The sequence below is a fragment of the Lentzea sp. NPDC051838 genome (assembly GCF_040681245.1).
GTDB lineage: Bacteria > Actinomycetota > Actinomycetes > Mycobacteriales > Pseudonocardiaceae > Lentzea.
Genome location: NZ_JBFAYI010000009.1, coordinates 167336 through 178150 on the forward strand (window position 1 = coordinate 167336; position 10815 = coordinate 178150).

General features: G+C 67.5%; 7 protein-coding genes. 2 read left to right on the forward strand and 5 right to left on the reverse strand.

All coding sequences use genetic code 11. The annotated features are described in order from the left end of the window. Nucleotides 1-41 precede the first annotated feature (41 nt). A complete protein-coding gene (locus tag AB0M24_RS22330; RefSeq protein ID WP_363770784.1) occupies nt 42-854 on the forward strand; it encodes a hypothetical protein in 813 nt (270 codons plus the stop codon). On the opposite strand, the gene AB0M24_RS22335 is transcribed toward AB0M24_RS22330, so the two are convergent. Next, nucleotides 820-2202, reverse strand: coding sequence for an NAD(P)/FAD-dependent oxidoreductase (locus AB0M24_RS22335; protein WP_363770787.1), 1383 nt, complete (start codon nt 2200-2202; stop codon nt 820-822). The genes AB0M24_RS22330 and AB0M24_RS22335 overlap by 35 nt on opposite strands. Nucleotides 2203-2254: 52 nt before the next feature. On the opposite strand from AB0M24_RS22335, the gene AB0M24_RS22340 reads away from it, so the two are divergent. Then, nucleotides 2255-2857 carry a TetR/AcrR family transcriptional regulator gene (locus tag AB0M24_RS22340; protein ID WP_363770790.1) on the forward strand — a complete coding sequence of 201 codons (603 nt, stop codon included), beginning with the start codon at nt 2255-2257 and terminating at the stop codon, nt 2855-2857. On the opposite strand, the gene ctaD is transcribed toward AB0M24_RS22340, so the two are convergent. From ctaD to AB0M24_RS22360, 4 genes are read right to left on the reverse strand one after another with little or no spacing between them, the layout of a single operon-like run. Continuing rightward, a complete protein-coding gene (gene ctaD / locus AB0M24_RS22345; protein WP_363770793.1) occupies nt 2828-4591 on the reverse strand; it encodes a cytochrome c oxidase subunit I in 1764 nt (587 codons plus the stop codon). The genes AB0M24_RS22340 and ctaD overlap by 30 nt on opposite strands. A gap of 37 nt (nt 4592-4628) precedes the next feature. After that, nucleotides 4629-5954 carry a hypothetical protein gene (locus tag AB0M24_RS22350; protein ID WP_363770796.1) on the reverse strand — a complete coding sequence of 442 codons (1326 nt, stop codon included), beginning with the start codon at nt 5952-5954 and terminating at the stop codon, nt 4629-4631. Continuing rightward, the gene (locus AB0M24_RS22355) at nt 5955-9845 is read right to left on the reverse strand and encodes a caspase family protein (protein WP_363770799.1); all 3891 of its coding nucleotides are present in this window, start codon (nt 9843-9845) and stop codon (nt 5955-5957) included. It abuts the gene before it with no gap. Between the two features lie 58 nt (nt 9846-9903). Next, the gene (locus AB0M24_RS22360; RefSeq protein WP_363770802.1) at nt 9904-10803 is read right to left on the reverse strand and encodes a slipin family protein; all 900 of its coding nucleotides are present in this window, start codon (nt 10801-10803) and stop codon (nt 9904-9906) included. Between the last annotated feature and the right edge of the window lie 12 nt (nt 10804-10815).

Consider the following 10815-nt stretch of genomic DNA (forward strand, 5'->3'; position numbering starts at 1 on the left):
CGGGGACTGACGAACAGCCGTGCAGCGCCTAGGTTGGAAACATGATCAGGTCTCTGTGGCGTTCCCTCGAAGCCGTGCACGCGATGATCTACTTCGCCCCCGAGGCGGACCGCCGGTACACGGAGGCGGGGCTCGACCGGCCCGGCGGGTACTTCGCGTCGCGGTCGGCGGCACTGGGCAGGGCCAGCGCCGAGATCGTGATCTCGACGTTCTACAACTTCAACCCCGCGCTCGTGAGGGCCCGCATTCCGCAGGCGTGGGACATCGTCGAGCCGCAGGACATGCTCAAGCTCAGGCTCGAAGCGGCGGACGAGGCCCTGCGCAAAGTCCTGCCCGACGACCTCAAGGAGATCACCGAGCTCGCGCGTAAAGCGGCCGAGCGGTCCACGGAGATGCTCAGCGGCAGGACGTTGTTCGCGGCGCACGCGAGCCTGCCCTGGCCGGACGAGACGCACTTGCAGCTGTGGCACGCGCAGACGCTCCTCCGTGAGTTCCGCGGCGACGGACACCTCGCCGCTCTCTTGAGGCACAACATCACGGGCATCGAGGCGTTGGTGTTGCACGCGGCCGAGGGCGACTACCCGGCGGAGACGCTCCGCAAGACGCGTGGGTGGCCCGAGGAGAAGTGGGCCGAGACGACGGAGAACCTGCAGAGCCGCGGCCTCGTCAACGAGGAGCAAGCCCTCACGGAGCAGGGGCGCGAGCTGCGCAAGAGCATCGAGGACGCGACCGACCACATGAACGCCCCTGCCTACGACGTGCTGTCGGACCAGGAGAAGCAGCGTTACGTGGAGCTGGCCGCGCCCCTCAGCAAGGCCGTCATCGAGTCCGGGCTGGTGCCGGCTCGTCGCTGACGGAGATGTCGTAGTCCGAAGGCGCGAACGAGCGGATCCGGCGCATCATCCGGACCGTCGACCACGGCCACATCGTCGAGTTCCGCCCGTTCGCGTCGAGGTAGTACGAGGTGCAGCCGCCGGCGTTGTAGACAGTGCGCTGCAACGCCACCTGCACCGACGAGTTGAACGCCGCCTGCACGGACGGCCGCACGTCCGCCACCGGCCAGTCCCGCGAACGCAACGCGGTCAACGCCGACGCGATGTAGCGCAGCTGCGTCTCGATGATCGTGAACGCCGACGAGTGCCCGGTGCCGAGATTGGGCCCCAGCAACAGGAACAGGTTCGGAAACCCGTGCACGGATGTCCCCAGGTACGCCTGCGGGCTCCCACGCCACCGCTCGGCCAGCGACACCCCGTCGACTCGCACCCGTGACGCGATCGGCGGGTCGCTGAAGTGGAACCCGGTGCCGAAGATGATCGTGTCGACCTTCCGCTCCACCCCGTCCGCGCCGATGATCCCGTCCGCCGTGAACCCCTGAACCGCATGCGGCACAACGGAAACATTCGGCTGAGCCAAGGCGGGGTAGTAGGTGTTCGACATCAGCAACCGCTTGCACCCCAACACGAAGTCGGGCGTCAGCGCGGCACGCAACGACGGATCCTTGATCGTCCGCAGATGCAGCAACCCCAGTCGCTGCACCACTTTCATCACCCACGGGTGCCGGAACCCGTAGCTGAACAGCTCCAGCAACCCGAACACCGCCGACCGCGGCAGCTTCACCGACGGCTTCGGCAACACCCAGGGAGCCGTGCGCTGGAACAGGTACAGCTGATCAACCGAAGGCTGGATCCGCGGCACGAACTGGATCGCGGACGCACCCGTGCCCACCACCGCGACCCGTCGCCCGGAGAAGTCCTGCCACCGCGCGGAATGGAAGATCTCACCCTGGAAAACCGAGGCGTCCAACGGAATCTTCGGCTCGTGCCAAGGCCCGGTCGCGGACACGAGAGCACGCGCCGTCAACGGGCCTGACGACGTCTGGACCTGCCACCGCGACCCGTCCCAGACCGCGTCCAGCATCTCGGTGTCGTACTGCGGCACAACGCCGAAAGAACGGGCTGTCTCCTGCAGGTACTCCAAGATCTCCGGCTGACCGGAGAACGCCGAACTCCACTTCCGCGGCGCGAACGAGTACGAGTACAACGCGGACGGGATGTCGCACGCACACCCCGGGTAGACGTTGTCCCGCCACGTCCCGCCCAAAGCGGAAGCCTTCTCGATGACGTGCGCGTCAAACCCGAGCTCGCGCAGCCTGATGGCCGCACCGATACCTGCCGGTCCTGCTCCGATCACCAGTACGTCCACAGATACCGACGGTATTTCGATCCCGCTGGCATGTCAACGTATGCTTCCGGACATGGCACGTTTGTCCCGCGCGGAGAGCCAGGCACGCACCAGAACGTTGCTGACGGAGACGGCACAACGGTTGTTCCTGCGCGACGGCTACCACGCCACCTCGCTCGAGAAGGTCGCCGACGCGGCTGGCTTCTCCAAGGGCGCGGTGTACTCGAACTTCGGCAGCAAGGACGAGCTCTGCCTGATCGTCCTCGACGCCCTCTACGGTGAGCGCATCACCGAGATCGTGAAGGTTTTCACGAGTGGCACCACCATCGAGGACCGCATCCAGGCGTTCGAGGCCTACGCCGAGACGATGATCGGCGACGCCCCGCGCACCCAGTTCGAGGTCGAGTTCGCTCTGCAGGCACGCAAGGACCCCGACCTGCGCGCCGAACTCGCACGGAGGGACGCGGCAGTCGCCGACGCTCTGAAAGGCCTCATCGACCAGCAGACCGAGGAACTGGGCCTCAAGCCCGTCCTGCCCACCGAGGACGTCGCCAGGGCCCTGCTGAGCCTGGGAATCGGCCTCGGCGTGCAGCGGTTCGTCGAGGGCGCGCCACCGATCCGCGTCCTCACCAACACCATGCGGGTGCTACTCGGGATCGCCGTCCCGCTCGGTTGACGCCAGCGCCTTCTCGGTCGTCGCGTCAGGCCCGGCGCGGTGCTTTCCGGGATGCGTCAACGAGAAGTGCGCCTCCTCGCGCATCCGCTCGACCATGTGCGGGTAGTGCAGCTCGAACGCCGGCCGCTCCGACCGGATCCGCGGCAGCTCCTTGAAGTTGTGCCGTGGCGGGGGAGAGGTCGTGGCCCACTCCAGCGAGTTGCCGTAGCCCCACGGGTCGTCCTGCGGGGCCGGGTCGCCGTAGCGGTACGAGCGGAACACGTTGAACACGAACGGCAACACGGACAGACCGAGCAGGAACGAGCCGATCGTGGAGATCATGTTCAGCGTCGTGAAGCCGTCGGAGGCGAGGTAGTCGGCGTAGCGGCGCGGCATGCCCTCGTTGCCCAGCCAGTGCTGCACCAGGAACGTGCCGTGGAAGCCGATGAACGTCGTCCAGAAGTGCAGCTTGCCCAGCGGCTCGTTGAGCATCCGCCCGGTCATCTTCGGGAACCAGAAGTAGATGCCGGCGTAGGTGGCGAACACGATCGTGCCGAACAGGACGTAGTGGAAGTGCGCCACCACGAAGTACGTGTCGGACACGTGGAAGTCGACCGCCGGCGCCGCGAGCAGGATGCCCGTCAGGCCACCGAAGAGGAACGTCACCAGGAAGCCGACCGCGAACAGCATCGGTGTCTCGAACGACAGCTGGCCGCGCCACATCGTGCCGATCCAGTTGAAGAACTTGATCCCGGTCGGCACCGCGATCAGGAACGTCATCAGCGAGAAGAACGGCAGCAGCACGGCACCCGTCGCGTACATGTGGTGCGCCCACACGGCCACGGACAGCATCGCGATCGCCAGCGTCGCGAACACGAGTCCCTTGTAGCCGAACAACGGTTTTCGGCTGAACACCGGGAAGATCTCGGTCACGATCCCGAAGAACGGCAAGGCGACGATGTACACCTCGGGATGGCCGAAGAACCAGAACAGGTGCTGCCACAGGATCACGCCGCCGTTGGCCGGGTCGAACACGTGCGCGCCGAGGTGCCGGTCGGCGGCGAGACCCATCAGAGCCGCGGTGAGGATCGGGAACGCCAGCAGGATCAGGATCGACGTCACCAGGATGTTCCAGGTGAAGATCGGCATCCGGAACATCGTCATGCCCGGCGCCCGCAGCGTCACGACCGTCGTGGTCATGTTGACCGCGCCGAGGATCGTGCCGAGACCACTCACGGCCAGACCCATGATCCACAGGTCCGCGCCGACACCCGGCGAGTGCACCGCGTTCGACAGCGGCGTGTACGCGAACCAGCCGAAGTCCGCCGCGCCGCCCGGTGTCACGAAGCCCGCGATCACGGTGATGCCGCCGAACAGGTACAGCCAGTACGAGAAGGCGTTCAACCTCGGAAACGCGACGTCCGGGGAGCCGATCTGCAGTGGCAGGATGTAGTTCGCGAACCCGAACAGGATCGGCGTCGCGTACAGCAGCAGCATGATCGTGCCGTGCATGGTGAACAGCTGGTTGAACTGCTCGTTCGACAGGTACTGCAGACCCGGCCGCGCCAGCTCGCCGCGCATCAGCAGCGCCATCACGCCGCCGATCATGAAGAACGCGAACGACGTGGTCAGGTACATGATCCCGATCTGTTTGGGATCTGTGGTCTTGAACAGCGAGAGGAAGTAGGAGCCCTTCGGCCGGGCGCGAGCAGCTCCCGGATGTGGCACGACCGGCGTCGGCTTGATCGTGGTCATCTCGCCTCCTCGCGACAGGGAAACATCGTCCTCCCGGTCAGACCTCGGGGCAATCCATGACGAGGACAGCCGACGTCACCGGGACGACCGGAGCACCCGTCGCGATACCGCTGACCTGCACGGAGTAAGCGCCGGGAGCCAATCCGTCGAATTTGATCGCCATCCTCTCGGAGATCGCCGGACTGCGCGATTCGACCAATTTGCCCTGCTCGTTGACCAACGCCACCTTCAACGCCCGCGGGGTGGTGTCCTTCAGCTCGACGGTGACCTCCAGGTCCTCGCCCACCAGCACCAGGTCGGGCACGATGACCTGCGGTTCCGTGTCCGTGACGTTGCGCGGGACGATCTCCTTCGCGGTCAGGAACGACTCGACCATGTCCAGGACCGTCGAGTTGTCCTGCAACGACGTGTGCTGCTCGACCACCCGGTGCAGCGTGTTCGACGACAGCACGAGCCCCTTGCGCGCCGCTCCGACCATCGGCACCGTCCCGTCGCCGTACAGCTCGTCGCCCTCGTAGTTGCGGTAGCAGGTGATCTTGCCGTCGGCCAGGCGAGCGGTCGTAGCGGTCGGCTGCTTGCCGCCGAGGATCGCGTACGTCTTGTCAGCGAACGAGTCGGTCAACGCGCCGTGGAACGCCATCGCGTCCGCGACCATCTTCGTGTCGAGCTCGGGCAACGTCGTCTCGGTCGTCTTGACCAGGCCGTTGGGCGACTCGATGCACGCGTACTCGGGCAGCAGCTGGTGCAGCGACGGCATGCTCCGCGCGAACTCCGTCAGGTCGATCGCGAGCGGTCCGAGACCCTTGCGCACGCCGTTGACCAGCTGTTCCAACGCCGAAGCTGCTCCTCGGTACGGCGTACCCATGGTGATCAGCTTGTTGGTGCGCTCGGCCATCCCGCACTGCTCGATGCACCACCGCGCGACCAGCCCGCCCATCGAGTGGCACACGAAACTGACCTTGGCGTCCGGCCCGAGCTTGTCCAGCGCCTCGTCGACCTTCCGCGCCAGCAACGCGCCGTTGTAGCGGTTCGACAGCCGCCAGTCGTAGGCGAACAGCAGCAGGTTGCCCTTCTCGACGGTGTACCCGAGCGAGTTCAGCCGCTTGGTGACCCGGTCGTAGCCCTTGAGCGGCGTCCAGATGCCGGGGATGACGTGCAGGTCGCTCATGAGCGCTACGGGCTCGATGCCGTCCTGCGGGTGCTCGTCGCCGATGCCCGCCGGGAGCTTGAGGCGCTTCAGGCTGCGGCCGAGCGTCAGGACGGCTTTCAGAGCGGCCTTGCCCGACACCTCCCAGACGATGCCGTCGCGATCCTTCAGCGTGCTGCCGAGAATGCCGGGCAGGACGACGACGAGGTGGTTCATCTAGGACTCCTCGGCGAGCTTGCGGATGAGGGTGAGCAGCTTGAGGTTCGCGGGCACCAGGAACGTCAGCTCGTGGATCCACCTGAGCCGCTGGTCCGGTGCCGGTAGTGCCAGGCGTGCGTCACCGGCTCGAGCGCGCGCGACCACCTTGTAGAGAGCGGCCAACGCGTAGGGCTCCAACGCCGTCACAGCCTGGGTCAACGCCTGCGGTGTCGCACCGGCTGCCAGCCCGCGCAGGATTTCCGTTGTGCGCTCTGGGCTTTCCAGCGCGTCCAGCACGAGGTCGAGCACGTCCGAGTCCTCGTCGGCGAGCAGCAGCAACGCGTGCACGGGCCGGTTGTCGCGGACGTTCTTCAGAACTTCCTTGTCCAGCAGCTCTTCCCGGCGGGTGGCGAGCAGCTCGCGGCGGCGGGCCGGGGTGGCGTCGACGAACTCGTCCGCGAGGCTCGCCAGCAACCACGGCCGGTACGCGTGCTGCACGCCCTGCTGCTGAGCGGTCGTCCGGCGCGACTGGATGACCTGGGCCTCGATCAGGCTCGTCCCGTACAGCGCTTCGGTGATGGCCACGTCCGCGTCCGTCGACAGCAGTTCCGGGTGTTCGAGCAGCACGGCGCGTTCGTCGGCGTACGAGCGCGCGAACACCCACTTGCGGGCTGTTTTGAGGAGTGTCCGGTCGACGGTCAGCCAGTCCGGCGAGGTGTCCCACGGCCACGGCCCGCTGTCGTAGTGGCGGCGGGCGATGTCGTGCACGTCGTGGATCGTCTGCCGCGACTGGCCGACGTGCGTGAGCGCCTGGCACAACCACTTCGCCGCCTGGGGATCACCGGCCTTCGTGGCTGCCGCGCGCAGCATCAGCAACGTCGCGAGGTGCGGTCCGGTGAAGCGGGTCGTCACGCGCTCCCACGTCTCGTCGACGATCTCGGGCTGCTTGAGGCCGGCGCAGACGATGTCGAGCGTGAACAGCGCGGCCGCGAGCGTGGACAGCCGATCAGAGTTCTCCAGGCACACCTCGACGGTCCGCAGCCCGGTCACCAGTGCCTCGCGGGGTTTCTCGGCGTCTCGTTGACGGCGCATCAGGTTGTGCAGGGCCTGGCCGTGGATGCGCAGGCCGTCCGCGAGGTCCGCCGCTTGGCGCGCGGCGTCGAGTGCCTCGGCTTTCTTGTTGATCAGGCTGTAGGCGACGCTCAGGCTCAGCGCGGCGTCGGCAAGCTGCGGCCGGAACGCGGCGTGGCGGCCGAGCGTGCCGCTGATCTCGGCGGCCTGCCCTGTGATGCGGCCGGCTTCGGACAGCCTGCCCAGTGCGAGGTAGTCGCGGGCCAGTTCGACGAGCGCGCTGACCAGGTCGGCGAGGAAGACCGGGTTGGTCTGGGCGAGCGAGTAGTAGAGCTCGACGGCTTGCTTGGAGCGTTGCATGGCTTCGTAGCGCTGGCCGGTTTCGCTGCACCTCGCGGCCAACGACGTCATCGCGCGCGCGAGTGGTGCATCAGTATCAACAGCTGCGACCGCGTCACGAGCCGTCGACAAGGCCTCATGCCTACGCCCCAGCATCGCGTAGACCTCGCTCAGGTCCACCAACGCGCCGCTGAGGTGTGCTGCGTAGGTCGGGTTGTCGCCGCCGTGCGTCGTCGTCTTCGCGATGCGTTGCGCAAGTCGTTTGTGCGTCAGGGTTTCCGCGGTCGTCGGCGTCGACGCGACCAGCTCCCGGTACCGCACGACGGACTCCTCGGCGGGTGCGACGGCCTGTTGCAGCCGGCCGGCCTCGCGGAACCTGTTGCCCAGCTTGTTCAGCACGAACGCCAAGTCCGCCAAGTACATCCGGATCGTCGGCACCAACGCCCGGAAGTGCTCGGCCGCCTCTTCGAGAGGCGCGATGGCCTCGTCGCCGCGACCCCAGTGCATCAGCTCGCCGGCCGCCGTGGTCGCCGCGAGTGCGATGTCCGGCAACAACATCCGGTTCAGCATCGCGAGCTCGCGCAGTCCGTCGAGAGCCTGCGCGCCCGCGTGCCCGCAGTGCCGCCACGCGTACTTCCACAGATAGCCGGGCGCGTCCGGCGGCACACCGGCTTCGAGGCGCTGCCGATAGAGCCTGATGAGCGCGCACGCCACCTTCTCCGCACCCGGCGCGAACACGGTGTCCTTGCTCGGTGCGAACTGCGGGCGCAGGTGGTCGGCGAACGTCTGGTGCGTCAGCTTGAAGACCGCCGTGCCTTCCTCACCGTCCTGGACGATGTGACGGCCCAGTTCGGTGAGCACGGCCGTGATGTCGTCGCGTCCGAACTCTTCACCGGACAACGCCTCGGCGACCGCGATCCATTCGGCTTCGGGGAAGCCCGCGCCGTAGCTCCACGTCAGCGCCGTCAGCAACGCACGCGCTGATGGCACCTTCGCGAGCTCACGGTCGAACGCGGCGTCGAGTGACAGCTTCAGGTCGGCGCCACCGTCGGCGAGCACCTGGTCGGTGATCATCCACGCGGTCAGGAACGGCAGCTTCGCCAGCTCGTCCACAGTGGACTGCGCGGCGTTCGGGCCGAGGCGTGCCAGCACGTACTCGCGGACATCGGTCTCGTTGTCGGCGTCGTCGAGGTTGAGCGTCTCGACCGCGGACAGCTCGGTCAGCAGCGGCGCGCCACCCGCGACCCGGTGGGCCTGCCGGGTCGAGACGATCACGACGGCGTAGTTCGCGAGCTTGGTCAGCAGCGAGGTGGCGATCGAGAACGACTCACCGCGGGCCTCGTCCAGGCCGTCGATCACGAGCACCGGCGGTTCCGGGAGGGTGCTGACGACGCCGACCAGCTCGGCCGCACCCCGTCGTGGCCCGTCGGGTTCGGGAACCAGGCCCCTGCCCACCAGCTGACGGCTGAGCAGGTCGGCCACGCGGTCGGCGTCCATCGCTCTGGCGTGCACGGCCGCGTCCACCGAGTCCGGGCCGGGGTCGGCGTGCCGGAACGACGGACCGGCGGTGAGCAGCAGGTCGCGTTCGGCCGCGTTGGACAGGCTCACCACCCGGCCGAGCACCGCGGACTTGCCCGTGCCCGGTGAGCCCGTGACCACGCGCAGGCCGGGGATTCCGCACTTCACCCAGCTCACGACCTTGTCGACCTGGGCTGTGCGGCCGGTGAACCACGACCGGTTGTCGGTCGAGTCGCCGCCTCTGGCCGCGAGCAGGAGGTGCTTCGCGACCGTGTTCGCGGCGTAGAGAGGGTTGGGCAGCATCGGCTGTGCGGAGCCGTACTGCATGAAGCGGGGGCGTTGGATGTCGCTGTCCCACGCGTTCAGCAGTGCCGTGCCGACCGCGCCGCCGTCCACGAGAGCCGTGCGGTCGCTCCAGCGCCGTGCGTCCTCGTCGGCGGTGGGCCCTGCCCTCAGGAGTTTTCTGAGCTGGCCGCCGAAGAGGCCGTCCCGGGCCGTTTCGACGCTGGAGCACGACACGAGCACGCCTGCCCAGTGCACCTGTCCCGCCAGGAGTTCGTCCTGGATGGCGGCGACCGTGCGGACGGCCTCGTCGAGCTGGGCGCCGGAGTAGCAGGCGTCGATGATGATGAGCACCTGGTGGGCGCCTGACGCGGCACACCAGAGAGCGAACTCGTGCAGCATGATGCCGTCGACCGCGCCGTCGTTGTCCCTGGCCAGCAGTCTCAGGTTGCCGGCGACCGGGATGGCGTGGCCGCTCCACAGGGCTACCAGGGCGCCGCCGTCCTGAGGGGTTCTGCGGAGGGCCTTCATGTGGTCGCGGATCTCGGACTCGGTCGGGTCCGCGAGAGGCTCGCCCTCGTAGCCCTTGAGCAGGGCGTGGAGTTCTCGCACGTCGCTCACGGCGTGCTGGAGTGGCTGCACCAGTTCGTAGGAGCCGACGCCGATGCCTACGAACCTGCCCCTGACCCTTTCCCGCATCTCTCACTACCCCCTGCCCGGACGTCGTTCTCGGACAGGAGGTGTTACGGCCCGTAACTCACACGGACGAATCGCGCTCCGTCTCGTGCTCGGCCGACTCGCGTGGTGCCGGAGGTGCCGGAGGCAGTTCTCCCGCGGGTTCGTCCGCCGGTGTGACCGCGGGTTTCTCGGCGGCCATGTCCGCGACCTTCTCGACGGCCTTGTCGGTGAGGGTGTTGCGTTCAAGGAAGCGGAGCAGCTCCACCGGGAACGGCAGCACGAGCGTCGAGTTCTTCTCCGCCGCCACCTCCACGATGGTCTGCAGGAGCCTCAGCTGGAGCGCCGCCGGTGTTTGTTCCATCGTTCCGGCCGCCTCGGAGAGCTTCTTCGAGGCTTGCAGCTCGCCGTCCGCCGTGATGATGCGCGCGCGGCGTTCGCGTTCGGCCTCCGCCTGGCGGGACATCGAGCGCTTCATGCTCTCCGGCAGGGCGACGTCCTTGATCTCGACGCGGTCGATGTCGATGCCCCACGCCAGCGCGGGGGTGTCGATCATCAGTTCCAGGCCCTGGTTGAGGTGCTCGCGGTTGGACAGCAGGTCGTCCAGCTCGCTCTTGCCGATGATGGAGCGCAGGGACGTCTGGGCGACCTGAAGCATGGCGAAGCGGTAGTCCTCGACGTTGATGACGGCCTTGGCCGGGTCGTGGACCTTGAAGTACACGACGGCGTCGACGCGCACGGTGACGTTGTCGCGCGTGATGCCGTCCTGCGCGGGCACGGGCAGGGTGACGATCTGCAGGTTGACCTTCCGGAGTTGGTCGACGCCGGGGATCAGCATCGTCAGCCCTGGCCCGCGCACGCCCTGTTGCAGCTTGCCGAACCGGAACACCAGTCCCTGTTCGAACTGTTTGATCACTCTGGCGCTCATGGCGAGGCCGAGGCCTCCGAGCGCGATCAGGCCCCCGAGGATTTCGACGATCATGAGACCCCGCCC

Excerpts from the sequence above, each read along its gene's own strand:
- AB0M24_RS22330 (WP_363770784.1), top strand. The coding sequence starts at position 42 with ATGATCAGGTCTCTGTGGCGTTCCCTCGAAGCCGTGCACGCGATGATC.
- AB0M24_RS22340 (WP_363770790.1), top strand. The coding sequence starts at position 2,255 with ATGGCACGTTTGTCCCGCGCGGAGAGCCAGGCACGCACCAGAACGTTG.
- ctaD (WP_363770793.1), bottom strand. The coding sequence starts at position 4,591 with ATGACCACGATCAAGCCGACGCCGGTCGTGCCACATCCGGGAGCTGCT.
- AB0M24_RS22350 (WP_363770796.1), bottom strand. The coding sequence starts at position 5,954 with ATGAACCACCTCGTCGTCGTCCTGCCCGGCATTCTCGGCAGCACGCTG.
- AB0M24_RS22355 (WP_363770799.1), bottom strand. The coding sequence starts at position 9,845 with ATGCGGGAAAGGGTCAGGGGCAGGTTCGTAGGCATCGGCGTCGGCTCC.
- AB0M24_RS22360 (WP_363770802.1), bottom strand. The coding sequence starts at position 10,803 with ATGATCGTCGAAATCCTCGGGGGCCTGATCGCGCTCGGAGGCCTCGGC.